21 protein-coding genes and 1 pseudogene are annotated in these 22,823 nt (G+C 60.7%); 6 read left to right on the forward strand and 16 right to left on the reverse strand.

Annotated elements, in window-relative coordinates:
• Nucleotides 1-3: 3 nt before the first annotated feature.
• Nucleotides 4-839, reverse strand: a pseudogene (locus V5E99_RS20365) (ABC transporter permease).
• Nucleotides 840-929: 90 nt separating this feature from the next.
• On the reverse strand, nucleotides 930-1,916 hold the full coding sequence (locus V5E99_RS20370) for an aliphatic sulfonate ABC transporter substrate-binding protein (protein ID WP_499804047.1): 987 nt from the start codon (nucleotides 1,914-1,916) through the stop codon (nucleotides 930-932).
• Between the two features lie 297 nt (nucleotides 1,917-2,213).
• On the opposite strand from V5E99_RS20370, the gene V5E99_RS20375 reads away from it, so the two are divergent.
• From V5E99_RS20375 to V5E99_RS20385, 3 genes are all read left to right on the forward strand, one after another.
• A complete protein-coding gene (locus tag V5E99_RS20375; RefSeq protein ID WP_499804048.1) occupies nucleotides 2,214-3,161 on the forward strand; it encodes an ABC transporter substrate-binding protein in 948 nt (315 codons plus the stop codon).
• A 146-nt stretch (nucleotides 3,162-3,307) separates the two neighbouring features.
• Nucleotides 3,308-4,207 (forward strand): polysaccharide deacetylase family protein, encoded by a 900-nt coding sequence (locus V5E99_RS20380; RefSeq protein WP_499804049.1) that lies wholly within the window; start codon nucleotides 3,308-3,310, stop codon nucleotides 4,205-4,207.
• 119 nt (nucleotides 4,208-4,326) lie between these two features.
• The gene (locus V5E99_RS20385; protein WP_499804050.1) at nucleotides 4,327-4,575 is read left to right on the forward strand and encodes a DUF1652 domain-containing protein; all 249 of its coding nucleotides are present in this window, start codon (nucleotides 4,327-4,329) and stop codon (nucleotides 4,573-4,575) included.
• Here V5E99_RS20385 and V5E99_RS20390 read toward each other — a convergent pair.
• Nucleotides 4,570-4,932: an NUDIX hydrolase gene (locus V5E99_RS20390; RefSeq protein WP_499804051.1), complete on the reverse strand. Its 363-nt coding sequence runs from the start codon at nucleotides 4,930-4,932 to the stop codon at nucleotides 4,570-4,572. The two genes, V5E99_RS20385 and V5E99_RS20390, sit on opposite strands and share 6 nt — an antisense overlap.
• Before the next feature lie 224 nt (nucleotides 4,933-5,156).
• Here V5E99_RS20390 and V5E99_RS20395 point away from each other — a divergent pair, with 224 nt between their 5' ends.
• The gene (locus tag V5E99_RS20395) at nucleotides 5,157-5,348 is read left to right on the forward strand and encodes a hypothetical protein (RefSeq protein WP_499804052.1); all 192 of its coding nucleotides are present in this window, start codon (nucleotides 5,157-5,159) and stop codon (nucleotides 5,346-5,348) included.
• A gap of 48 nt (nucleotides 5,349-5,396) precedes the next feature.
• Here V5E99_RS20395 and osmE read toward each other — a convergent pair whose 3' ends face one another.
• Both osmE and V5E99_RS20405 read right to left on the reverse strand, forming a co-directional pair.
• The gene (gene osmE, locus V5E99_RS20400; protein WP_499804053.1) at nucleotides 5,397-5,753 is read right to left on the reverse strand and encodes an osmotically-inducible lipoprotein OsmE; all 357 of its coding nucleotides are present in this window, start codon (nucleotides 5,751-5,753) and stop codon (nucleotides 5,397-5,399) included.
• A 13-nt stretch (nucleotides 5,754-5,766) separates the two neighbouring features.
• Nucleotides 5,767-6,006 (reverse strand): hypothetical protein, encoded by a 240-nt coding sequence (locus V5E99_RS20405; RefSeq protein ID WP_499804054.1) that lies wholly within the window; start codon nucleotides 6,004-6,006, stop codon nucleotides 5,767-5,769.
• A gap of 178 nt (nucleotides 6,007-6,184) precedes the next feature.
• Here V5E99_RS20405 and V5E99_RS20410 point away from each other — a divergent pair, with 178 nt between their 5' ends.
• Complete coding sequence (locus tag V5E99_RS20410; protein ID WP_499804055.1) at nucleotides 6,185-6,520, forward strand: hypothetical protein; 336 nt, start codon at nucleotides 6,185-6,187, stop codon at nucleotides 6,518-6,520.
• Between the two features lie 73 nt (nucleotides 6,521-6,593).
• Here V5E99_RS20410 and V5E99_RS20415 read toward each other — a convergent pair whose 3' ends face one another.
• On the reverse strand, nucleotides 6,594-7,151 hold the full coding sequence (locus tag V5E99_RS20415) for an RrF2 family transcriptional regulator (RefSeq protein ID WP_499804056.1): 558 nt from the start codon (nucleotides 7,149-7,151) through the stop codon (nucleotides 6,594-6,596).
• Between the two features lie 286 nt (nucleotides 7,152-7,437).
• Between V5E99_RS20415 and V5E99_RS20420 the strand changes: the two genes are divergently transcribed.
• Nucleotides 7,438-8,640 (forward strand): NAD(P)/FAD-dependent oxidoreductase, encoded by a 1,203-nt coding sequence (locus tag V5E99_RS20420; protein ID WP_499804057.1) that lies wholly within the window; start codon nucleotides 7,438-7,440, stop codon nucleotides 8,638-8,640.
• A 200-nt stretch (nucleotides 8,641-8,840) separates the two neighbouring features.
• Here the strand turns inward: V5E99_RS20420 and V5E99_RS20425 are convergent, their stop codons facing one another.
• From V5E99_RS20425 to V5E99_RS20470, 10 genes are all read right to left on the reverse strand, one after another.
• The gene (locus V5E99_RS20425) at nucleotides 8,841-11,318 is read right to left on the reverse strand and encodes a TonB-dependent receptor plug domain-containing protein (RefSeq protein ID WP_499804058.1); all 2,478 of its coding nucleotides are present in this window, start codon (nucleotides 11,316-11,318) and stop codon (nucleotides 8,841-8,843) included.
• A 36-nt stretch (nucleotides 11,319-11,354) separates the two neighbouring features.
• Nucleotides 11,355-11,819, reverse strand: a complete 465-nt coding sequence (locus tag V5E99_RS20430; protein WP_499804059.1) for a RidA family protein — start codon at nucleotides 11,817-11,819, stop codon at nucleotides 11,355-11,357.
• A 162-nt stretch (nucleotides 11,820-11,981) separates the two neighbouring features.
• Nucleotides 11,982-13,556 carry a flavin monoamine oxidase family protein gene (locus V5E99_RS20435; protein WP_499804060.1) on the reverse strand — a complete coding sequence of 525 codons (1,575 nt, stop codon included), beginning with the start codon at nucleotides 13,554-13,556 and terminating at the stop codon, nucleotides 11,982-11,984.
• Between the two features lie 170 nt (nucleotides 13,557-13,726).
• Nucleotides 13,727-15,859 (reverse strand): TonB-dependent receptor, encoded by a 2,133-nt coding sequence (locus tag V5E99_RS20440; protein ID WP_499804061.1) that lies wholly within the window; start codon nucleotides 15,857-15,859, stop codon nucleotides 13,727-13,729.
• Nucleotides 15,860-16,308: 449 nt separating this feature from the next.
• Nucleotides 16,309-17,268: a D-isomer specific 2-hydroxyacid dehydrogenase family protein gene (locus V5E99_RS20445; RefSeq protein WP_499804062.1), complete on the reverse strand. Its 960-nt coding sequence runs from the start codon at nucleotides 17,266-17,268 to the stop codon at nucleotides 16,309-16,311.
• On the reverse strand, nucleotides 17,265-18,452 hold the full coding sequence (locus tag V5E99_RS20450; RefSeq protein ID WP_499804063.1) for an acyl-CoA dehydrogenase family protein: 1,188 nt from the start codon (nucleotides 18,450-18,452) through the stop codon (nucleotides 17,265-17,267). The genes V5E99_RS20445 and V5E99_RS20450 overlap by 4 nt, the downstream gene beginning before the upstream one ends.
• Before the next feature lie 36 nt (nucleotides 18,453-18,488).
• On the reverse strand, nucleotides 18,489-19,499 hold the full coding sequence (locus V5E99_RS20455; protein ID WP_499804064.1) for an ABC transporter substrate-binding protein: 1,011 nt from the start codon (nucleotides 19,497-19,499) through the stop codon (nucleotides 18,489-18,491).
• 13 nt (nucleotides 19,500-19,512) lie between these two features.
• On the reverse strand, nucleotides 19,513-20,196 hold the full coding sequence (locus V5E99_RS20460; RefSeq protein ID WP_499804065.1) for a peroxiredoxin-like family protein: 684 nt from the start codon (nucleotides 20,194-20,196) through the stop codon (nucleotides 19,513-19,515).
• Nucleotides 20,193-21,539, reverse strand: a complete 1,347-nt coding sequence (locus V5E99_RS20465; RefSeq protein ID WP_499804066.1) for an LLM class flavin-dependent oxidoreductase — start codon at nucleotides 21,537-21,539, stop codon at nucleotides 20,193-20,195. Before V5E99_RS20465 ends, V5E99_RS20460 begins: the two co-directional genes overlap by 4 nt.
• A 16-nt stretch (nucleotides 21,540-21,555) precedes the next feature.
• Complete coding sequence (locus tag V5E99_RS20470; RefSeq protein ID WP_499804067.1) at nucleotides 21,556-22,518, reverse strand: ABC transporter substrate-binding protein; 963 nt, start codon at nucleotides 22,516-22,518, stop codon at nucleotides 21,556-21,558.
• Nucleotides 22,519-22,823 lie beyond the last annotated feature (305 nt).

Raw genomic sequence — 22,823 nt, forward strand, 5'->3', positions numbered from 1 at the left:
GGCTCAATCCTCTGCGCTTTGGCCGTTGAAGGTGTCGCGCCAGGCCAGGAAGCGTTGCTCCAGGCTGGCGAGAATGCCGTCGCTGAGTTTGCCCAGCACCGCCAGCACGATGATCGCGGCGAGCACGATGTCCGGGCGTGAGGTTTCACGACCGTCGCTGAGCAGATAGCCCAAGCCTTTGGTCGCGGCGATCAGCTCGGCGGCCACCAGAAACATCCAGGCCAGGCTCATGCCGCTGCGCAGTCCGGTGAACAGGCCGGGCAGGGCGGCGGGCAGCAGGATTCGCCGGACCAGGCGCGCCCGGCTGAAGCCGTACATTTGCCCGACTTCCACCAGTTTGCGGTCGATGTCGCGGATCGCCGCGACGCCGTTGAGGTACACCGGGAAGAACGCGCCGATGGCGATCAGGACGATTTTCGAGGTCTCGTCGATGCCCAGCCACAACAGCAACAGCGGCACCCAGGCCAGGCTCGGGATCGAGCGCAGGCCGGCGAAGGTCGGCTCCAGATAGGCCTCGGCTTCCCGGCTCAAACCGACCCACGCGGCAAACATCAGGGCCAGGTCGCGCCGATGGCAAAGCCCAGCAGCACTCGTAGCAGGCTGGCGCTGATGTGTTTCCACAACGCGCCTTCGGCGAGGTCGCGCAGGGTCAGGGCCACTTCGCTGGGGGCGGGCATCTGGTAGGACGGTAGCCAGCCGATGCGTACGACGAATTCCAGCACCAGGATGATCAGCACTGGCAGGGCCAGACCCTTGAGGCGCAGTTTCCATGCGGTGTTCAGGCGCTTCGGTGCGGGCAATGTCAGTTGGGCGGGGAGGTTTTTGGTTTTGCTGGTCATGGGGTTCTCCGGGCGAAGATCAAAAGATCGCAGCCTGCGGCAGCTCCTACGCGCCTTTTTGAGTTGCCGGAGGCTGCGATCTTTTGCTTTTTATTGACGGGCGACGGTTTCCTTGAAGCCGGTGTCAATCAACTGATCGATCACTTGATCGACATTCACCCCTTTGCGAACCAGTTCCTCAGACACCAGAATCGGCGCCGCAGCCTTGGAGGCAATCACGTCCTTGGCGGTCAATTGCGGGCTGCTCAGGTCGGTACGCGACAGTTGCAACTTGGCCACTTCCAGCGGCAGGCCGGATTCGGTGGCTAGCAGTTTTGCCAATTCTTCCGGATTTTTTACCGCCCATTCCCGCGCCTGTTCATAAGCATTGAGCACGGTTTCGATGGTTTTCGGGTGTTCCTTGGCGTAGCTGTCGGTGACGCTGACCACGCCATAACTGTTGAAGTGGGTGTTGCGATAAAGCAAACGGGAACCGGCCTGGACCTGGCTCGCGGCCATGTGCGGGTCGAGCCCGGCCCAGGCGTCGACATCGCCTTTTTCCAAAGCGGTGCGACCGTCCGGATGCTGCAAGTGCACCAGTTCCACATCGTCCTTGCTCAGGCCGGCCTGTTGCAGGCTGCGCAGGGTAAACAGGTACGGGTCAGTGCCTTTGGTGGCAGCGATTTTCTTGCCTTTCAGGTCGGCCACGGTCTTGTAGGGCGAATCCTTGCGCACCACCAGTGCGGTCCATTCAGCGCGGCTGTAGACGTAAACCGATTTGATCGGGCTGCCATTCGCTCGGCTCAACACCGCGGCGAGGCTGGCGGAAGAGGCGAAATCGACGCCGCCGCTGTTGAGGTATTCCAGCGAACGGTTGCTGCCCTGGCTCAACACCCAGCCGACCTTGGTCTGGGGCAAGGCTTTTTCCAGGAAGCCGAAGTGTTTGAGCACCAGGCTCACTGGCGAGTAATAGGCGTAATCCAGGTGTACTTCGGCTGGTGTTGTTTCGGCGGCCTGGACCAGGGGTTGCAGGCTCAGGGCAATGGCAACGGCGCTGATCAAGTGCCTGGCTTTGGGAAAACGGAAGAGGGAACTCATGGATGCAACTCCGGCAAGGCAACGGGATTCTTATGTCCTGATTGTTGGTACGAATGAATGCTTCCTGCATAAAAGGAATATTGCAGGCTCTGTGCCATGTTGCCGAAATCACGGTTTTCCGGGCTTTGCGGGGTGTGGTCGGCCCAAACAATGTCGGTGCCAGAACAGCACTGTTGCACCGCTGTTGCTGGGCAAACACTGAGCGTTGTCGGTCATTAGCTTATGCATAAATCGAATTTAAAAATGTTTATATAAGAACGTTATGGTCTATCGGAATAACACCCCTCGGAGCCACCGATGAACCTGTCCCGATTCCTGCGCAGCCTGCTGACTGGCGCGCTGTTTACTGCACCGTTTGCCTACGCCGCTGAACCCGTTGTCCTGCACGTCGGCGACCAGAATTACTACAACGTGCGCGCCTCGGTCGAAGCGTCAGGCGTGTTGGAAGGCGCGCCTTATACCGTTGACTGGAAACACTTCCAGGCCGCCGCACCGCTGGCGGAAGCGTTGAACACCGGGGCGCTGGACCTGGGCTTTCTCGGTGATTCGGGTTTTCTGTTCCTCGCCGCGAAACAGGCGCCGGTGAAGTTGATCGGCGTGTCGCGGCAGAACCCGGACACCATCGCCTTGTTGGTGCCCAAGGATTCGCCGGTCAAAACCATCGCCGACCTCAAGGGCAAGAAAGTCGCCTACTGGCCCGGCGCCTGGAGCCAGCAACTGACCTTGCGCGCCCTGGAGAAAGCCGACTTGCCGGAGGACTACGTTGACTTCATCAAACTGATGCCTATCGACGCCGCCGCAGCCTTGCCCCAAGGCAGCATCGATGCGTTCCCGGTCTGGGAGCCGTACATCTCGCAACAGATTCTGTTTTCCGGCGCCCGCCCGATTCTCACGGCCAAGAATTTGATGCCCGGCCTCAGCGCAATTGCCGCCTCGACGCCCTCGATCGACAGCAAGCGCGAAGCCATCGCTGATTTCCTCGGGCGCCTGAAAAAGGCCCGGGCCTGGGTCGATCACCACACTGACGAATACGCCGACCTCTGGGCGAAAAAGGCCAACCTCGACCAAGACGTTTCGCGTCACTGGCTGCGTCAGGCACAAATGACCGTCGGCCCGGTGGATCAGCAGGCCGCCGCTGATTTGCAGAGCACCGCCGACTTCCTGTTCAAGGTCAAGGCGCTGCCGACGGCATTGGCGACAGCCCCGATCATCGACAACTCGTTCCAGCAGGCGTTGGCCGAGTAATCCATTCGATACGAGCACTTGAACCAAAACTGTGTACCCTTATCCAACTTCGGCCCGCAGCGACAGGCGGGCCGATTGGAGGATCACCGGGCGAGGGGTTTTTGCCATTAACGTGATGACCGCAAAGGTCTGGCCGAAGGCAAAACATGACACAGCTGTTCAAGGTTCTATCGACGCTCGCCCTGACTCTCGGGCTGGCGGGTTGTATTGCGTCGCCCATCGAGTTGACCACCCAGACCCAACAGCGTCTGCAAGCGCAGCCGCCGATCCGTTTTCTGCTGACCTTTGACGACGGCCCCAGCGCATCGAGCTTGTGGAACCCGACCGAAACGGTGCTCGACAGCCTCGCGCAAAACCCGGTACAGCCAAACATCAAAGCGGTGTTCTTCGTCCAGACCGGCGCGCCACGGGCCGGCGACAGTGACATCGGTCGGCGGGTCATGCATCGCGAGCGCGCCGAGGGGCAAATCCTCGGTTTTCACACCGCCACCCATTGGCATACCAATCATCGCTCGTTGAGCCCCGAAGACCTGGAGCAGTCCCTGGCCAAGGGCTGTGCCGACATCGCGGCCATCACCGGGGCGCCGCCGATCCTGTTGCGTCCGCCGTTCTGGAATTACGACAAACGAACCTTCGCCGCTTATCAACGGCATGGCCTGCACGTGTTGCTGACCGACCTGAGCGCCAATGACGGCAAAATCTGGGGTTTCAACGCCAGCCCCCGGCGGCGGTCGAACATGCTGCGTCAGCTATCGGAAGTCCGCGAGCGCATCGCCCAAGGTGAACTGCCCACGGTGGACGGGGTGATTCCGGTGGTGGTGACTTTCCATGACATCAACCGGTACACCGCCAGGCACACCCGCGAGTACCTGCAAATCCTGCTCGACAGTGCTCGCGCCACCGGTGTGAAAACCGCAGAGAAGCCGTTTTACGACGATCAAGGCCAATTGCTCCGAGCGGCCATGGCTCGCGCGGTTACTGAAAGTGCCGAGCCGGTGCGGTTGCCGGGGATCTGGAACTGGTTTTGGGATGGCGATTCCCACTGATGGCTGGCCGAAATGAGACGTCGATAACACTTATTGCTCATGTTGGCGGGCGCGGCGTGGCAAAAGCTCATCTATCCTGATCGGGTTGAATCCGATCAATCGCCATGGAGGCCCCACTCATGGTTTCAGTTCCAGAGCTTTGTCGCATTATGGCGTCCGGTTTTCAGCCACTCGCCTGCGACTGCACGGTGAGCCCCGACGGCTCGCTGCGGATCAAGGTCTATGAGCCGGCGACCGGGCGAATCGATCTGCTGATCACCGGAGTCTCGCCCGTGCAACTGACCAGTGTTCGCGAAATTTCCAACCTGATTGGCGAACTTCGCACCGAAATGCGCGCCGGACGCCGGGCGTTTGCCAGCGGCTTATAAGCGCCGCTGAAATGCTTTGACGATCCGCAGCGTTGCCTCGCTGATGTTCAGGTTATGGATGGCGTCCAGCGGATGCCACATGCAGTCGATAATCTCATTGAGCGGGCGCACCTCATGCAGGTTGACCACTGACGCCTCATACACGTGGTGCCGGGTGCTGTCAGCTTCCAGCTCCATCAGGTACAGCATGCCGTCGACCGCCAGGCCGGTTTCTTCCGCCAGTTCACGCATGGCCGCGTCCACTTTGGTTTCGCCGGGCTCGATCTTTCCGCCGGGCAGGGTCCAGCGACACCTGGGCTTGCGCACCAGGAGCACGTGTCGATCTTGTTCGCAAATTACGGTGGCGCGTACTTTCATGTGTTACCTGATTGCCCGGTTGTCACAAAACAGTCATAAAAATGCAATAACAGGGCCAAGGCCCGGCGGCCCGGTAGTTTCAAGGGTTTGAGTCGTCGCGCAACTCAAAAGTGCAACCGGATGTCGCCAGTGCGGCGCGACGTCTGGTCGGCACCCTGGCGAGGGGCGGGTGTAAGGTAGGGCGGTCAATGGCGGGTTTTTTCACGGCCCAACAGGAGGTGACTATGAGCATTGCGATGCTGACCAAAATGCACATCAATGGCTATGACGTTCTCAGCGTAAACCACGGCCCATGGCGGGTATGCACCAAAGGTGACCGGTTGGGCGCTTTCGCCAGCCGCGAAGAGGCACTGGCCTTCGCGGCATGTTTGCCGGCTTACAAGGCACGGTCAAAGCGACCGGTGCGCAGCGAGTAGCCACATCTGTACGTAGCCCCGGCCTGTGCCGGGGCTTTTGTCGGCCGTTTAGTAACCGCCGCCACCGCTCACGGAGCGCGAGGGTTCCCTGGCTTTTTGCTGGACGTTGCTCCATTCGGCGCAGCTCATGAAGCTGGTGTGATCGACCTTGCCGTTGCCGTCGAAACTGACGTTGTACCGTTGCTGTTGTCCGGCCTGAACCAGCGTGTAGTCAAAACAGCTGCCGGGCTCCACGGTACGCTCCGTGATGGCCAGCGGCTTGCCGCCGATCTGCTGGACTTGATCCCGGGTCATGCCGTTCTCGACTTTGGCGACCAGCGGCTGGTTACGGTAGACCTGTGAATCGGAGCTGCAACCGCTCGACGCTGCCAGCACGGCGAGCAGTACAGCCAGGGGATTGTTCATGGCAGTGGTCCCGTTAGTGAGCCTTCGTGCGACTGATGACCCGCGCCTTCACTTCCTCGGCGTAGCCCGCCAATCGTGTCTCGTCCCCCTGGAACACCTCGCACAGCCGCAGGGCTGCTTGTGCATCCACCTCATTACCAGCCTGGCGAAACTGTTCGGCCAGGCGCAAAAGTTCGACTGCCGACCATCGCAGATCCGAGGCGACGCTCTGCAAGTCCCGCCGAAGTTCCTGTTCGAATTCATTAAGCAGCATGATGACCTCCTGTAAATCCCCGCTACTAAAGGTTAGCTACGAAAGATTAGTCCCGATTGGCGCGCAGGGCCTACCGTTCGCCGGGGTCTGGGTCGGTTCTGTCGTTTTCGCCGATCGTTTACTGGATGTCTTTGCAACGACGCGTTACATTCGCCGTTTTTCGGGATGAGGAAGCGTCATGCGGATGTTGATAGCGGGGGTAGCGGTGGCTATGTTGGCGGGTTGCTCATTGCCCACGTCCCTGGTGCCCGGTGAGCCCAACGTCAGCAAATACAGCGCCAAACCGCCCAAAGAGTACCTCGCGTGCGTGTTGCCGCTGTGGCAGGAACAGATTCCGAAAACGACGCAGATCAGTATTTCCAACGGCTACCGCCTGAACGCGCCGAGCATCATTACCGCTGACGAAATCCTGGATATCGTCAAATCGAAGGATGGCAGCCGGGTGTCGCTGTATCAGGGGCCGCCGTGGGCGAAATCGGCAGCGATGAGGAAGGCTGTGCGGGACTGCCTGTAAGGCTCAAGGGGCTTATCGATTTTGACAAACGCCGAGACCGGTTTTTTCCGGTCTCGGCTTTTTTATGCGCGGATTACTCAGTGATGTCGGTCAGCGCAATGCTTTGCTCGCTGCCTGCGCTGCTTTTCTTTTCCCGACGCTCAATCAACCATTCATCCACCTGGCCGGAGAACTCCGGCGGGGCCTTGCGCCCGACCTTGCGGGCCAGGTCAAGGATGGTGGTTTGGGACAGGGCGTCTTCCATGCGTTTCTGCGCGGTCATCATCGCCCCGTGCACCGCGCAACCGCCGTCCAGCGCCCAGGCTGGCGCCGAACCTTCAAACAGCGCGCAACGGCCGCGAATCTCGCGGCAATCGAAAATCAGCTTCTGGCCGTCGATGGCGTTGACGATGTCCAGCAGGGTGATTTCATCCGAAGGCCTGGCCAGTTTGAAGCCGCCGCGCACACCTTCGGTGGCCACCACCAGTTTGGCCTTGGCCAGTTTGGTGAAGATCTTGGCCAGGTAGTCCAGCGGCACGCCTTGCAACTCCGCAAGGTCGCGCACGCTGGCCTCGCGAGAGTCGCCGCCATTGCCCACCAGAAAAATCAGGCAATGAATGCCGTACTCGACGCCTGCGCTGTAAAGAGACATGTGTATCTCCGACTAATTTAGTCGCAAAGATTAGCAGCGCAGTGGCAGGGTGACAACGCGGCCGCTCTTTTAGACCGCCCAGGATTTTATTTTCTAACGAGTGTGTTGCTTGGAAAGACCGCCCTAGAGCGGCTTTTTTCATAGATCTAAAAAAACGATGGTAATGATCGGGAATGTTGACTTGTTAAGAGTAAAGGCGACCAATAGAGTCGTAGTTATTCGGTCGGCGGTAGACGCGGCCCTCAATACTTTTCATCACCCGGTTTTATCCCTCTCGGAGCAAAAAATGAAACAGCACATTCTGGTTATTGGCGCAGGTTTCGGTGGCATGTGGACGGCGTTGAGCGCTACGCGTCTGTTCGATATCCATGCTCATGACGCCGTGCAAGTCACAGTTTTGGCGCCTCAGGCCGAGCTGCGTGTGCGTCCGCGCTTCTATGAACCGAATGCTCATCAACTGGCCGCGCCGATTGGTGAGTTGTTCGAGGCGGTGGGTGTGAAATTCATCAAGGGCGCCGCTGAAACCATCGACGTCGAGCAAAAACGCGTCGGCTATATCGACGCTTCGGGTGCCAAACAGGTGCTCAGCTACGACAAACTCGTTCTGGCCACCGGTAGCCGTTTGGCGTCGTCGAGCACGCCGGGTGTGGTCGAATTCGCGTTCGACGTGGACCAGATCGAACACGCCGTGCGCCTGGAGAACCACCTCAAGTCCCTGGCCAACCTGCCAGAAAGCCAGGCGCGCAACACCGTCGTCGTGGCCGGCGGCGGCTTTACCGGGATTGAAACTGCGACCGAAATGCCCGCTCGTCTGCGCGCCATCCTCGGTGAAGCGGCGAACATCAACGTGATCATTGTTGATCGCGGCGAAAAAGTCGGTGCATCCATGGGCGCTGAAATCAGCCAGTCCATCGCCCAAGCCAGTACGGAACTGGGGGTGAAGTGGCAACTGAAATCCTCAGTGGTCGCGGTTGATGCAAACGGTGTGACCCTGGCCGATGGCCAACGCCTCGAAGCCAACACGGTGATCTGGACCACTGGCGTGCGCGCCAGCTCACTGACCGAGCAGATCCCCGGCGAACGCGACAGCCTCGGCCGTCTGCACGTGGACGCGCACCTGCAAGTCATTGGTCAGGACGATATCTTTGCCACTGGCGACGTGGCCTACGCCGCCTCCGATGACATTGGCAATCACGCGATGATGACCTGCCAGCACGCCATCGTCCTCGGGCGTCACGCCGGCAACAACGTAGCGGCGCAGATTTTGGGGGTGGAACCGACGCCGTACAGCCAGCCAAAGTACGTAACGTGCCTGGATTTGGGCGCTTGGGGCGCGGTGTACACCGAGGGGTGGGATCGCCAGGTCAAACTGGTCAAACAGGAAGGCAAAGCGCTCAAAACCCAGATCAACACCGTGTGGATCTACCCGCCAGCGGCCAATCGTGAAAGCGCATGGGCTGCTGCCGACCCTCTGATTCCGATCGCGTGAGGTGTCGAAGACCGTACAAATAGTGTTGATATATAAGGGGTTACGCGTTTAATTAACCGAACGGTGCGCAGAAAAATTTTGTTTCAAAGTGTTTTAGTAGGTTAATATCGCCCCGCGTTCACCACCACGGTTTATGCATTTTTAAGTCCCAGGCGTCCATCAGCTGCCTGGGATTTTTTTCTGCCCGGGATTTGCCCCCCTCAGAATGCGTATTGCAGGCGGGTGTAGTAATAACCGCCGGTGAAGCCTAACGGCGAATAGCTGCCCCAGTTATCGCCAAACGAGGAGTTCGGCACGCCGATGTGGTCGGGGTATTTGTCGAACAGGTTCTGCGCGCCCACGGCCACTGTCAGTTGTTTGGTCAGTGAGTACGCCACGTCGAGGTCGGTGATCCACTTGGCGGAATATTCGCGGTCCAGGCTCGGATCGCTCGAACTGTTGACCTCGGTGTAAGTGCCGTAACGGGTCAGGCGCAGATTGACATCGAAGTCGTCGATGCCCCAATCGGCGGCGAAAATCATCTTGCTGCTCGGCGAGGTCTTGGTGATCAACGCCCGGGACTGGCGCCCCATCAGTTGAAAGTTGCCGCCCAGCGCGGTGAGTTGAGCCGGCGTGTCGTTCACGCTGAGGATCTGCGTATGGTTGTAGTTCAGGGCCGCAGTCCATTTCACCGTGCCGTAGCGGTTCAGGTTTTGCCGATAGTTGCCCACCACATCGACCCCGGAGGTGCGGGTGCTGGCGCCGTTGGTGAAGTACTGCGCGCCGGCAGTGGCGGGCACGCCGATGCTGTCGAGCAGGGCGGCAATGCCGGGGCCCTGGAAGCGTTCGCTGAGTACTAGCCGATCGCGCAGATTGATCACGTAGCCGTCGACGGTCAGGCTCAGGTCTTCGCTGGGCGTCAGGGCAAAACCGAGGCTGAAGTTGGTCGAGCGCTCGGGTTTCAAGGCTTCGGCGCCCAATGCCTGGGCGCCGGTCGAGTCCACCGGCAGGATCACGTAGTTGTACGACTGGTAGACGCCATTGATGGTGTCGAACCCGGTCGAGCGTGCGGTGAAAATCTGGTTGGCCAGGGACGGCGCGCGAAAGCCGTTGCTGACGCTGCCGCGCACCGAGAACACCGGGTTGAATTCGTAGCGGGTGCTGAGCTTGCCGCTGCGGGTGCCGCCGACGCCTTCGTTGTAATGCTCGTAACGCCCGGCGACCCCGACGTACCACTGCTCAACCGGGTAGAAACCCAAATCGATGTAGCTGGCGACGCTGTTGCGGCTGACTTTCTGCGCATCTTGCGGGGTGATGCCATTGGTGACCTGCGCCCCCGGATCGGGACGTTGCCCGGCCCGTGGGCTGCCGACCGGGAACACGTAGCCGCCGTCGATGTAGGAAGCCTCGGAGCCGGCGCGGGTTTCGTAGCTTTCCCGTCGATGCTCGAAACCGAAGGCTACGTCCACGGGCTTGGCCAGGCCGATTTCGTAGCTTTTTTTCAGGTCGAGGTTGCTGGTGAGTTGGTCGGCGATGTAGATGCCGGAGGTGAATTTGTTCGGGGTGTTTTCCCCGAGCGACGGGTTCTGGTTGTCGTAGGTCCGTTGCTTGGCGTAGTTGCGGCCATAGGTGCTGCTCAGGTCCCAGGCCCAGCCGCCGAGGTTGTCGCCCTTGGCGCCGAACGCCGATTGGAAGTCGGTTTCGTTGACCAGCCAATACGGGCTGTAGCCATCGGGATAACCGTTGGGGCCAGTGGTGATGGTGTTGCGCCCGCTGGGCAGACGGAAGTTCTGGCCGTCGTTGTTCTCGCGGGTGGCCAGGGTCGAGAACGAATACAGCGTCACCGCGTCGTTCAGCGGCAAGTCGAGGTTGTAGCCGGCGTCGGCCAATTGGCTGCGGGGCAAGCCATAACCCTTGTAGGTGTGGTGGCTGGCGTCGGCCTCGCGCGGGTCGGGCGAGCCGTCGGCCTGCGGGTAGTAATGGGCGCTGTAGCCGTTGCTGCCGGCCTTGTTGTCGCGCTCCTGATAGCGGGTGTCGAGGGACACATTGAGCACCCCGGCCTCACCGACCTGAAACCCATAATTCAGCGCTTCCTGGCCGGTGCCGCGTTTGCCGTCGTAACCCTGGCCAAGGGTGGTGTCGGAACTGCCGCCAGTGGTCTGCTTGAGGATGATGTTGATCACCCCGGAAATCGCGTCCGAACCGTACTGCGCCGCCGCACCGTCGCGCAGCACTTCGATATGGTCGATGGACGCCACCGGGATCAAGTCGAGGTCGCTCGGCGCGGCGCCGCTGTTGATCCCGTTGATGTTCAGCGTGGCGCTGGTGTGCCGGCGCTTGCCGTTGACCAGCACCAGCACATGGGACGCGGTCAGCCCGCGCAGGGTCGCCGAACGCACCACGCCGCTGGCGTCCCAACCGGCGCGGTCCGGCAGGTTGAACGAGGGGATGAACTTGCTCAACGCTTCCAGCAGGCTTGGTTTGCCGACGGAGCGCAGTTGTTCACCGGTTACTACATCAATAGGCGTCGGGCTGGTGGTCACGGTGCGTTGTTCGGCGCCACGGTTGCCGGTGACCACCACGGTGTCGAGGGTCGGCGAGCCGGTTTCAGCGGCTTCGAGGTTGAACGAAGCGAGGCCGCAGGCAATCGACAGCGGCAGTAATAAAGGACGATAAGCGGGAACTGGGCAGTTGCGCATAAAGGTGAAGCTCCTGAATTTCGGGTGTTGTCCGTGTCATTTCTTGCGAGCGGCGACGGCTTCGATTTCCACCAGGCCACCGGGCAGCGGCAGGGCTACAACTTGAATCGCCGTGCGCGCCGGTTTGTTCGGTTGCGCGGCACTGCCGAAGAACGGCGTATAGCCTTCCTGCAATCCGGCGAAATCGAGCTTGTTGCCCTTGGCCGGATCACCCACCAGGAACACCCGCAGTTGCACCACATCGCCGAGGTCCAGGCCTTGGCTTTGCAGCACACCTTTGAGCTTGTTCAGGATCGACGTGGTCTGGGTCGCGGTATCGCCGTAAGCGGCAAAGGAATCTTTCGGCGCTTTCGGGTCGTGCAGGTCGGCGAGCAAACCGCTGACGAACAGCAGCTCGGTCTGCGCCGGCACTGACACCGCCAATGAGATCGGAAAGTTCGAGTTGGGCAGGGCGATGCGTTTGATCTCATCGGCGTGGCTGGTGAGGGCGGTGGCGGTCATGAGCAGTCCTGTGAACAACGTAATGGCTTTCATCGTTTATCCCTTTTATTGAAGAAATGACCCGTGGGAGCGGGCTTGCTCGCGAAGGCGGTGTGTCAGGCGACATTGATGGCGGCTGGTGTACCGCCTTCGCGAGCAAGCCCGCTCCCACAGGGGGGCACATCAGGCAGCAACGCCCGATTGAGTGCGTTCGGCATGGCGGCCAATCAGCGCGACGATGCGTCGTGCGGAGTCGGCGGCGCTGTTCTGCCAGATGCCGACACCGCCATGGGCGAGGGCGTCGCTGGCCAGATACGTACGGCCCTGGGGTTCGTTGAGAATCTGATAGGCGCTCTCGCCAACCTCGTCGTTGACGATCCACGGGCCTTTGCTGAACGGCACTTTGGCCCAGTTGATCGCCACCGGTTTTTGCAGCTTGGCGCTGTGGCCGGGGTGCAGCAGTTCGACGGCTTGCCGGGAAGAGGCGAACTGCTCGGCGAGGGATTTTTTGCTGAAGGCCTGGGCCGATTCGCTGGTGTTGTAGGCCGCGACCAGGATGCCTTGGGCGCTGTTGAGCCGATCGCTCGGATACCACAAACCTTTGACTTCATGGTCCAGGTAAGAGAGTCCGCCGTAGATGTTGAAGTCGGTTTCCCAGAAGCGCGGCGACTGCCAGGCAACTTTGTTGGCTTGGTCGCTTTGCGCGCTGAGGATCGCTTGCTTGAACGGCTGGCTGAAGTTGCTCGGCAGTTTGGCCAGCAACGGCAACGGCACCGTGAGCACCGCGTAATCGGCCGTCAGGGTCTGGGTCTTGCCGGTCTTGCGGTCGCGGTAGGTGATGCGGCTGCCGTTTTCGCCGGTCTGGATATCGCTGACCTCGGCGTTGAAACGCACCGCATCCTTGAGCTTGTCGTAGAACGCATAGGGAATCCGGTCCATGCCGCCGACCGGTTGAAACATGGTCGAGGAAAACTCCGGGATTTCATCGAACACCAGTGCGCCCCAGAGCTTGGGGTTGAGCAGGGTTTGCAGCTCCAGCGGTGCGCGGGTCACGCCGGTTTGATCGCCAGCGCCGGGCACGCGGGTGTAGCCGGAACGCACCGAGCCCTTGTAGTGGAAATCGGCATTCAGGTCGCCATAGACCTTGAGGAAATTCAGCAGCGCCTGGCGATCATCGACGCTCAGATCCTGGTCCAGGGCTTTGCGGCTGACGGTGCGCGCCAGCAGCTCGGAAAGTTGCCCGCGCGTATCGTTGACCGCTTGGCGCAACTGGAACGCCGGTTTACTCGGGTCCGGCAGGGCCAGGGCGTTGCGGCTGCTGTTGACCAACACTTGCAACTCCACACCGAGTTCGCGGCAGTAGCCGAGGATCGTCTGGTGATGGCTGGGAATCCGCGCCGGGCCGGCGTTGAAGAAGTGCCCGTCATCGAAGTCGACGGTCTGGCTGACGCCGTCGTCGAAATCGACTTGGGTGCCACGACGCAAGGTCCAGTTGCGTCCGCCGACCCGTTCGCGGGCCTCCAGAATGGTCACGGTGAAACCGGCCTTTCGCAGTTCGTAGGCACTGACCAGCCCGGAGATCCCGGCGCCGACCACCACCACGTGTTTACCTTTGCCGCTACTGCCCAATTGCAACGGCGTGAAACTCGCCGCCACAGCCTGAGGCGTCAGCCCCAGCGCGCCGAGGGCGCCCACGGCGGCGGAGTAGCCACCGACGGCGGCGATGCGGGAAATCATTTCTCTGCGGGTAAAAGCCATCGTTCAGCTCCTTGAAGTACTTGCTTTCGTAGGTCTCTCAAACAGACGCGGACGACCGGTAGGAGCTGCCGAAGGCTGCGATCTTTTGATCTTGTTTTTGAAGAGCAAGATCAAAAGATCGCAGCCTTCGGCAGCTCCTACACGGGATTCGCGACCATCAAGATTCGGGTTCAGAGGTCGTAGCGCAGCGACAACAACAGGGTTCGCGGGTCGTTGATCGAGTAGTAGCGAGCGCCGCTGGACGGCACGTAGCCGACCGATTGCGGGTAGGCGCGGTCGAGCAGGTTTTTCACTGCCAATGTGGTGGTCCAGTGACCGTCGCTGGAGATGTAGCGGGTGTTGGCGTTCCAGAAGGTTTGCTTCGGGATTTCCTGGACGTCGTCGTTGAGCGCGTTGGCGTAGGACTTGGTCTGGAACTGCGCATCGGTGCCCGCCAGCCACGTACCGGGCAGCCCCGCCGGGATGGTGTAGTTGAGGCCGACGCTGGCGTTCCAGCGCGGCGAGAACACCAACTGCTTGCCATTGGCATCGACCCCGGCGCCGCTGGCATTTTCGAAGTCGTCGTACTGGCTTTGCAGGTAGCCGAGGTTGGCGGTCAGTTGCAGGTCGCGGGTCAGGGCGGTCAGGGTTTCCAGCTCCACGCCGTAGGTGTGGGCCTGGCCGACGTTGGTACGCAGGCTTACGCCGAGTGCCGGGTCGTAGGCGTTGGTTTGCAGGTCTTTGTAGTCGTTGTAGAACACCGCGACGTTGGCCCGCAGGCGTTGGTCGAAGAAGTCACCCTTGAAGCCGGTTTCGTAGGTGGTCACATCTTCCGGCGAAAACGCCTGTTCGGCAGCGGCCTGGGTCGGCGCGCGGTTGTCGTAGCCGCCGGCCTTGAAGCCTTTGGCGACGTAGGCGTACTGATTCAGGTGCGGCGTCCAGGCATATTCGAAACCGATTTTCGGGCTGGTGGACTGCCAGGACTTGCTGGATTCGGCGGTGAAGTTGGTCCCGGTGATCTCCCGGTTGGTGTTGATCGCGTAGTTGGTGTAATCGAAGTTCTTGTGTTCGCGGGTAAAGCGCAGCCCGGCGATCAGCGACAGTTGCGGGGTGATTTTGTAGCTGCCCTGGCCATATAGCGCGTAGCTTTCGGTGTTGGTCGTGCTGTATTGGCCCTGGCCGATCACCCGGTTGCGCGCCACCGAATAGGTGAGGTTGTCGCGGTCGGCTTCGAACTTCTCGCGGTACAGGTACAGGCCAGTGCTGAAGCTGAATTTGTCGTAGTCGCCGTTGAGCTGGAACTCCTGGGTGGCGTAGTCCTGCTTGTAGGTGATCAGGTTGTTCTGGATCAGCGCGGCTTGACCGGAGTTGTCATAGTCCACCGGTTGGTTGAACGCCGAATACGCCGTCACCGATTTGAAGTTCAGGTTGTAGTTAATCGAATAGATGGCGCGCAACACCGAGCGGCCCTGATCGAGGCGGTTCTTCGGGTCGAGGCTGCTGTAGCTTTTGAATTTGTCGAAGTGGCCGTTGGCATCGAATGGCGTGTAGCTGGTGGTGTCGCCACGGTCGAAGGTGCCGGCCAGGGTCAGTTGCACATCCCACGGCGAATCAATCGGATTGAAACGCAGCTTGCCGCGATAGGACTGGATATCGACGTTGTTCACATCCTTGCCGCGCGTCGGGTCGGACACGGTGCCGTCGCGGGTCAGGCGAATCGCCGAAAAACTACCAAATAAGGCGTTGTCCACCAGCGGGCCGCTGATCAGGAAACGGCCGTTCTGCGCGTTGTAATTGCCGGCGCCGAGCTCGAAGAAACCACGGGTTTCCTGGGTCGGGTCGCGGGTGATCACGCGGATCGCGCCGGCACTGCTGTTACGGCCGTACAGCGTGCCTTGGGGGCCGCGCAACACTTCGACGCGCTCGACGTCGTTGAAATCGAGCATTGAGGAAATCGCTCGTGGGATGTACAGGTCATCGGCGTACACCGCGACGGCGGATTCCTGAATCGGGTCGGTTTCGCCGATGCCGCGAATGCCGTAGGTCTGGGCGCTGTAGGAGATCGACTGACGGCTGAGGGTCAGGTTCGGCACTTGCCCGGACAGATCGCGGATGCTTTTGATCTGCTTGTCGTCCAGGGTCTTCTCGTCGAACGCCGAGATCGCCAGCGGGGTTTTTTGCAGGTCCTCGCTGTGGTGTTCAGCCGTCACGGTGACAACGGGGAGGGCACCCTCCTTGGTGTTTTCGTCGGCGTGGGCCGACAAGCCGAACAGGGCCAGCGAGATGGCCAGCGTCAGACGGTTTGCAGTGAAGGTGTTGTGCATGGTGAGCCCCAGGTGTGTAAGTGCAGCGTTGGCGTTGTCATTTTTTTAGGCAAAGCGTTGCCGGGGCCATGGGTCGAGAGCCATGGCGGCGGGGGCTTTAGCCGGTTTTTTGATTGAGGTGTAGCGGTTGACCGTGGGGTGGTGTCGGCCGGAAAAACGTGCAGTTCCGTGGGCCTCCACCTGGTCAGGGGTCGGTGATGGTTGTAACAATATTTGTATAATACGGCGCTGTAAAAGTCCGATTAGTTATAAGTTAATTATAAAAAACAGGCATTAAATATTCTGTAGAGATGCGTAAAGCTGATGTTTTGCCGGGGATGATTGCCTAAACAAACTGTAGGAGCTGCCGCAGGCTGCGATCTTTTGACTTTGATCTTCAAAAGTGCTGAAAAGATCAAGGTCAAAAGATCGCAGCCTGCGGCAGCTCCTACAGGGGGCAGCAGGGGCGCTTAGTATCCGCGCTGTACGTTCGCCAGGTTCTCCGGGGCCAACCCATTGAGGAAACGCTCGAGATTGGCCAGGAAGCTGTCCGCAATTTCATGCCGACTGTTGCTGGAAATCGCCGAGGTATGCGGCGACAGGCGAACCCGTGGGTGGGAATACAGCGGGTGCCCGTCCGGCAGCGGTTCCGGTTCGGTCACGTCCAGCGAGGCGAGGCCAATCGCGCCGCTGTCCAGCGCTTCAAGCAACGCGCCATGATCCAGCAAACCACCCCGCGCAATGTTGATCAGGTGCAGGCCCGGCTTGGCATTGGCGAGCACCGCGCTGTTGACGATATGCCGCGTGGCCTCGGTCAGCGGCGCGGCCAGCACCAGGTGATCGGCACGGGCAAACAGGTCATGGATATCCTTCGCCGCTTCGACGCCTTCCACCTCGAACGGCGTCTGGCTCTGGCGCAACGCAACCACCTTGATGCCCAGTGCATGAGCCTTGCTCGCCAGGCTGCGGCCAATCGCGCCGAACCCGAGAATCCCCAACGTAGTACCCTTGAGCGGCGTCAGCGGGGTGAAATTCCATTTCGAGTCATGTACCCAGATGTCCGGCAGATGCTTGGCGGCGGCGAAGATCGCGGCCAGGGCGAATTCGGCGATGTTCTCGGCGGCGCTGCCCCGCGAAGTGCTCACCGGCGGGCCGTTGAATAGCCATCGGGGGTAGAAGTCGATGCCGGAAGACACCACCTGAATCCACTTCAAACCGTAGGGCCAGCCCGGTGGCGGCGTGTCCGGCGCCAGGTAGCCGCGAACGTTGATCGGCCGCGCCAGCAGAATGCTGACCTCGGCCGGCAGGTCGCTGGGCACGCCGGCCGGCACGCCGAGTACTTTGGCCTCCGGATGGGTGAGGGCGAGGCGCTGGCGGATCACCTCATTGAAATCTTCATCCAGTTGGCTGGCAATCACGAGCTGGCTCATTGGCTGTCCTTTGGCGGGCGCTGGGCGAAAACCGCTTTGCCGACGCCTTGCAGCACCGCGTCGTTTTGTGGGGTATGAACACGACTGCACAACACATCGCGGTAATGCCGTTGCAGTGGGTTGTGCCGTGACAAACCGGGATTGCCGGACGCCTCGATGGCCAATTCGACTGCGCGGATGGCGTTGCCGGTCACCAGGTATTTCAGTTGCGCGGCGTTACTCGCTGGCGTGCGTCCTTCAGCGGCGGAATCGAGCAGGCTGCGGTTGGCGAATAGCAGCGTGTCGATATGCCCGACGGTTTCCTGAAAGCGCGGCAGGGTCGACAGCGCCGCACCGAGGTTGGACGGCTTGCGTTGTTCCAGCCAACCGACCAGCCAGTCTCGCGCCGCTTGGGCGACGCCGTCGTAAACCGACGACAGCAACACCGACATCCATAGCAAACCGTCGCCATCGAGTTCGGGTTGCGGCGCACTCCAGGGGCTGACGCTGACCGCGTGATCCAGCGGCACCAGCACGTTGTCGAACACCACTTCATGGCTGCACGTGGCGCGCATGCCCAGATGATCCCAGTCCTCGATGATGCTGATGCCCGGCGTGTCCTTGTGCACCAGCCAGGCCCCGACCAGTGGGTCTTCGTCGGTGCTGCGCGCCCAGACGCTGAACCACGTGAGGCCGTGGCTGCCGGTGGAATAGATTTTCCGCCCGCTGATCCGCCAACCGGCGGCGGTGCGTCGGGCGATAGTCGCCGGCAAACCACCGCGCGCCGGGGTGCCGAGGTCAGGCTCGACGCGCAGGGCGTTGATCAATGCACCGTGCTCGACGGCCTCCTGCGCCACTTGCAGGCGCAGCGCTTGGGGCCAGTTTTTACTTTCTTGCAGCCGCGCATGCTGGATGTACTGCATCACCAGGATCAACGCCGTTGACGGCTCGCCTTTGGCGATTGCACTGATCGCTTTGCGTGCCTGAACCAGACTGGCGCCGCCACCGCCGAGGGCTTTGGGCACCGTCAGCGCGACCAGGCCATGCTCGTGCAATAGCTTGAAATTGTCGTGGGGGAACGCGCCGCTTTCGTCATAGACGTGAGCGGTGGCGCCAAGTTGTGCGCCGAGGGTTTCCAGCAATGCTTCGAAAGTGGCCGCTTCGATGGAGCGCAGCGGCGGGGCGTGTTGAGAAGAAAGACTCATGATGGATTCACTCGATCAAATTGGCTGGAAACCGGCTCATAGCGGCAGCAGTTTGAAGTTTTTGTCCCACAACGGGCCGACATCCAGCCGCTCACTCAACACCCCGGCATCAAAGAACAAATCCGCGACTTCCTGTTGCGAAGCAATCGCCTGGTCGTCCACTTCGAGGACTTTCCACGGCTGGCTGCGGCTGTTGTACATGTCGAGGAACACCGCTTTGTCGACCCCCAATAACTGCGCGGATTTGGTGGCCCACGGCTCGGGGTTGTTGTTGATCCATTCCAGCGTGCGCGCGGTGCGTTGCAAGTAATCCTGAATCGCTTGTTTGCGCAGCGGGTCTTCGAGCGCGGTGGGGCGGGCGGCCATCAGATAGTTGCCGGACAAGTAGCCGTCGGCGGTTTTCAAGACCCGGGCGCCGCTGCGGAATTTCGCCAACTGGATAAACACCCCATAAATCACCCAGGCGTCGAGCTGGCCGCTCTGGAACGCACTGAAACCGTCCTGCGGCGTCAGCGCCACGGCGGTGATGTCCTTCATGGTCAGGCCCTGTTCCTTCAAGGCCTTGATCAGGAAATAGTGCGAGGTGGTGGAGCGCACATACCCGACCCGTTTGCCGCGCAACTGCCCGACTGATTCAACTGTCGAGTCCTTGGGAATCAGGAACACCTGGTTGTTCACGTCGCCTTGAATCACCGCGATCAATCGCGGTTGGCGGTGGCTCTGGATCGAGAAGATCGGCGGGATCTCGCTCATCGAACCGATGTCCAGGCTGCCCGAGGCCAGCGCTTCGACGATCAGGTTACCGCCGGCAAACTCGGCGTAATCAACCTTGTAAGGGCGGTTGGCAGTGCCGGCGTCCTCGGTGAAATACGACTCCTGGCCGCGATAGGTGGCGACCCCCAGCGTTAAATCCGAAAGCTGGGTGTTCTGCGCGAACGCGCGGCTGTTCAATCCCAAAGAAGACAGCCCAAAGGCCCCGACCGCAATCGAACTGGCCGTGAGGAAGCCGCGACGAGTGAACGACCCTTGTGTGATGTTTTTCGTCATGGTCAGGCTCTGGTCAGATGGCGAGTCGCAAGGGCGTTTGCCCGAGCAGTTGTTCAACGGCGCGCAACACCGGATCGGCTTCGGTGCGTACCAGCCAGTCGGGGCTGACCTCGGCGAAGGCCACGCTGCCGTCCTGGGCGATGACAATCACGGTCGGCTGCGGCAACTCCCAGGTGCCGGTGCCCGTGGTTTCACCGATGCCGTTGCCCTTGGCCAACGACGCATTGCGCGAGGCTTCATCGAAGCTGTAGAGAATGCCCAGGCGCCGGCCGAGCTGGTTATCCGGGTCGCTGGCCACTTGCAGGTCGAGGTTGTGGCGAGTCTTGATCTCGATCAGTCGCTGCGGCACTTGCGGACTCACCGCCACCAGCGGCACCCCCAGCGCCTGCAGTTGCGGGTAGAGCCGACGCTGGTAATAGGGCAGGGCGATGTTGCACGCCGGGCAACCGGCGAAGCGGAAGAAAATCAGCACGGCCGGGCCGTTGGCGAGCAATTCGTCACGGCTCAGGCTGCCGCCTTCAACCTTCAATAAGGTGAAGGGCTCAAGGGCGTCGCCGACTTTCACAAAGTCTTCAACCCTGGCTTCATTCACCAAGCGCTGGCGCTGATCGATATTGACTTGCAGGGCCGCCGGCTCCCAGGTTGCCAGGCGTTCGGCGTGCAGGTTCGCGAGCAATTGATTGAGGGATTCGCTCATGCCACGGCCTCGCTTTTCTCGTGAACTTGAACGGTGGTGTGACGGTTGGCTGGGACTTCCAGGCCCAGGTTGTCACGCAGGGTGTTGCCGCTGTATTCGCTGCGGAACAGGCCGCGCTGTTGCAGCACCGGCACCACCAGTTCGGTGAAAGAGTGCAGGCCATCGGGCAGCAGTGAATTGATGATGAAACCGTCCGCCGCGCCTTCTTCGAACCAGGTTTGCAAGGCGTCAGCCACTTGCTCGGGCGTGCCGACGAAATCCCTTCGTGGCCGGGAGAAGCGCAGGGCGACCTGACGCAAGGTCAGGCCTTCGTCCTTGGCCAATTGTTTGATCCGGTCCGACCCACCTTTCTGACTGTTGGCGCCCAGATCACCCAGTTCGGGGAACGGCGCATCCAGCGGGTATTGGCTGAAATCGTGATCATTGAAGGGGCGGCCGAGGGCGACAATCGCGTCTTCGATGCTCACCAGTTCCACGGCTTGCTGATAGCGGCTTTCAACTTCGGCCGCATCGCGGCCAACGATTGGACGGATGCCTGGCAGGATCGACAGTTTTTCCGCATCCCGGCCAAAGCCGTTGGCCCGTTGTTTCAGGTCCTGGTAGTAGGCGCGGGCCTCGTCGAAGGTCTCGGGGCTGACGAAAATCGCATCGGAATTTTCGGCGGCGAAATTGCGCCCGGCGTCCGAGGTGCCGGCCTGGAAAATCACCGGCTGACCTTGCTGTGACCGCGCAATGTTGAGCGGGCCTTTGACTGAGAAAAACTCGCCCTTGTGCTCCAGCGCATGCAATTTGCCGGGGGTGAAAAACTCGCCGCTTTGCTTGTTGTAGGCGAAGGCGTCGTCTTCCCAGGAGTCCCACAAACCCTTGACCACATTCACGTGTTCCTTGGCGATGCGGTAGCGCACGGCATGGGGCGGGTGCTCGGTTTTGCCGAAGTTGTCTGCGGTGCCGCTGAGCCAGGACGTCACCACGTTCCAGCCGGCGCGCCCACCGCTGATGTGGTCCAGGGACGCAAACTGCCGGGCGACCTGGAACGGTTCGGTGTAGCTGACGGTGACGGTCGCCACCAGCCCAATGTGTTGGGTAGTCGCCGCCAGCGCCGAGAGGATGGTCAGCGGTTCGAAGCGATTGAGGTAGTGCGGGCTCGACTTTTCGTGGATGTGCAGGCTGTCGGCGATAAACACGAAATCGAACTTCGCCCCTTCGGCCAGTTGCGTCTGCTGCTTGTAGAAATCGAAGTTGACGCTGGCGTTGGGCTGGGCCTGCGGGTGGCGCCATTCGCCCCAGCCGTGGCCGACGCCGTGGACCATCGCACCGAGTTTCAGTTGGCGTTGTTTGCTCATGGTTCTTACTCCTGAATTAGCGCGATGCCTGGATGAGGGGGGCACGCAGGGCGTTAAAGCTCTTGTCGAAGCCTTGGGATACGTCGATGTGTTTGGTGATAATCCCTTCCTGCTGATAGATGTCCGCAGTGGTTTGCAGGCCGCTGATCACCGTGTCGTCAATCGCCACGGATTGCATGTGCGTGCCTTTGGCCACGGCGATGTGCACGGCCAGCGGCAGGCCGGTGACTTTGGCCTGGGCGGCGGCATATTCCTCAGGGTGGGCGTTGGTCCAGCGGTAGGCGCGGTCGACCCGGGCGACGAAATCGTCCAGTTGCTGGCGCTTGCCGGCGATCGCCTGGCTGGTGGCGGCGAGGTACAAATGGTTGGTCAGCAGGGTGTCGCCGCTGGCCAAGACCTTGGCCTGACTTTGGGTGGTGGCAATGGTGGTGTAAGGGTCCCAGGTCGACCAGGCGTCGGCGTCGCCGTTATCCAGCAGGATTCGCGACTCGCTCGGCAGCAGGTAGATGAACTTCACGTCGCTGGTGCTCAGGCCGACGCTGCGCAAGGCTTTGATCGCCAGGAAGTGACCGATGGAACCGCGCGTGGTGACGATGCGCTTGCCCTTGAGGTCGCTGGCGTTGTTCAGCGGCGAATCCTTGAGCGCGAGAATGGCCGTGGTGTAGCGACCCTCGGCATGGATGATGCTGACGACCTTGAGCGGCGCACCGGCGCCGAGGGCGAACACATAAGGCGCATCGCCGAGGGCGCCGATGTCCACGGCGCCGGCATTCAGCGCTTCGCCCAGCGGTGCGGCGGCGGGGAACTCGGAGAACTGAATCTCGTAAGGCACATCCTTCAACTCGCCGGAAACCTCCAGCAGCACCTTGATCGACGATTTTTGATTGGCCACCAGCAGCGGTTGCAGGTCGGCGGCGTGGCTGACGGCGGTGAAGCCCAGGGTGCAGAAGAGGCTCAACAACAGCGGTTTGAGTGACATGACAAGCTCCAGGCAGGTTCGTGTGGCCTCCGCCTGGAGAAGGGGTCGGTCTGGGTTTGACGTTATCTCTATAAAAAGCGGTTGGGAAAGTCTTTCTGGTTATATGCTAATTATTAAGTAAGCTGATTATTGTGATAGTCAATATGAAATAAATGCATTTAGCTGGAGTTTAAACACAAATCCCCTGTGGGAGCGGGCTTGCTCGCGAAGGCGTTGGGTCAGCCAACATCAATGTTGAATGTGAAGCCGCTTTCGCGGGCAAGCCTCGCTCCTACAGAGGATCTTTTCCGTGTGCGAAATGTGTA

This window comes from Janthinobacterium sp. LPB2021202312-11-4 (genome assembly GCF_037049705.1).
In the GTDB taxonomy this organism is placed as follows: domain Bacteria; phylum Pseudomonadota; class Gammaproteobacteria; order Pseudomonadales; family Pseudomonadaceae; genus Aquipseudomonas.

Coding starts and splice junctions, on each gene's coding strand:
- V5E99_RS20430 (WP_499804059.1), bottom strand. CDS start 11,819: ATGACCGCCACCGCCCTCACCAGCCACGCCGATGAGATCAAACGCATC.
- V5E99_RS20470 (WP_499804067.1), bottom strand. CDS start 22,518: ATGTCACTCAAACCGCTGTTGTTGAGCCTCTTCTGCACCCTGGGCTTC.
- V5E99_RS20440 (WP_499804061.1), bottom strand. CDS start 15,859: ATGCACAACACCTTCACTGCAAACCGTCTGACGCTGGCCATCTCGCTG.
- V5E99_RS20450 (WP_499804063.1), bottom strand. CDS start 18,452: ATGAGTCTTTCTTCTCAACACGCCCCGCCGCTGCGCTCCATCGAAGCG.
- V5E99_RS20420 (WP_499804057.1), top strand. CDS start 7,438: ATGAAACAGCACATTCTGGTTATTGGCGCAGGTTTCGGTGGCATGTGG.
- V5E99_RS20370 (WP_499804047.1), bottom strand. CDS start 1,916: ATGAGTTCCCTCTTCCGTTTTCCCAAAGCCAGGCACTTGATCAGCGCC.
- osmE (WP_499804053.1), bottom strand. CDS start 5,753: ATGAACAATCCCCTGGCTGTACTGCTCGCCGTGCTGGCAGCGTCGAGC.
- V5E99_RS20425 (WP_499804058.1), bottom strand. CDS start 11,318: ATGCGCAACTGCCCAGTTCCCGCTTATCGTCCTTTATTACTGCCGCTG.
- V5E99_RS20405 (WP_499804054.1), bottom strand. CDS start 6,006: ATGCTGCTTAATGAATTCGAACAGGAACTTCGGCGGGACTTGCAGAGC.
- V5E99_RS20415 (WP_499804056.1), bottom strand. CDS start 7,151: ATGTCTCTTTACAGCGCAGGCGTCGAGTACGGCATTCATTGCCTGATT.
- V5E99_RS20455 (WP_499804064.1), bottom strand. CDS start 19,499: ATGACGAAAAACATCACACAAGGGTCGTTCACTCGTCGCGGCTTCCTC.
- V5E99_RS20460 (WP_499804065.1), bottom strand. CDS start 20,196: ATGAGCGAATCCCTCAATCAATTGCTCGCGAACCTGCACGCCGAACGC.
- V5E99_RS20385 (WP_499804050.1), top strand. CDS start 4,327: ATGGTTTCAGTTCCAGAGCTTTGTCGCATTATGGCGTCCGGTTTTCAG.
- V5E99_RS20390 (WP_499804051.1), bottom strand. CDS start 4,932: ATGAAAGTACGCGCCACCGTAATTTGCGAACAAGATCGACACGTGCTC.
- V5E99_RS20435 (WP_499804060.1), bottom strand. CDS start 13,556: ATGGCTTTTACCCGCAGAGAAATGATTTCCCGCATCGCCGCCGTCGGT.
- V5E99_RS20380 (WP_499804049.1), top strand. CDS start 3,308: ATGACACAGCTGTTCAAGGTTCTATCGACGCTCGCCCTGACTCTCGGG.
- V5E99_RS20465 (WP_499804066.1), bottom strand. CDS start 21,539: ATGAGCAAACAACGCCAACTGAAACTCGGTGCGATGGTCCACGGCGTC.
- V5E99_RS20375 (WP_499804048.1), top strand. CDS start 2,214: ATGAACCTGTCCCGATTCCTGCGCAGCCTGCTGACTGGCGCGCTGTTT.
- V5E99_RS20445 (WP_499804062.1), bottom strand. CDS start 17,268: ATGAGCCAGCTCGTGATTGCCAGCCAACTGGATGAAGATTTCAATGAG.
- V5E99_RS20395 (WP_499804052.1), top strand. CDS start 5,157: ATGAGCATTGCGATGCTGACCAAAATGCACATCAATGGCTATGACGTT.
- V5E99_RS20410 (WP_499804055.1), top strand. CDS start 6,185: ATGCGGATGTTGATAGCGGGGGTAGCGGTGGCTATGTTGGCGGGTTGC.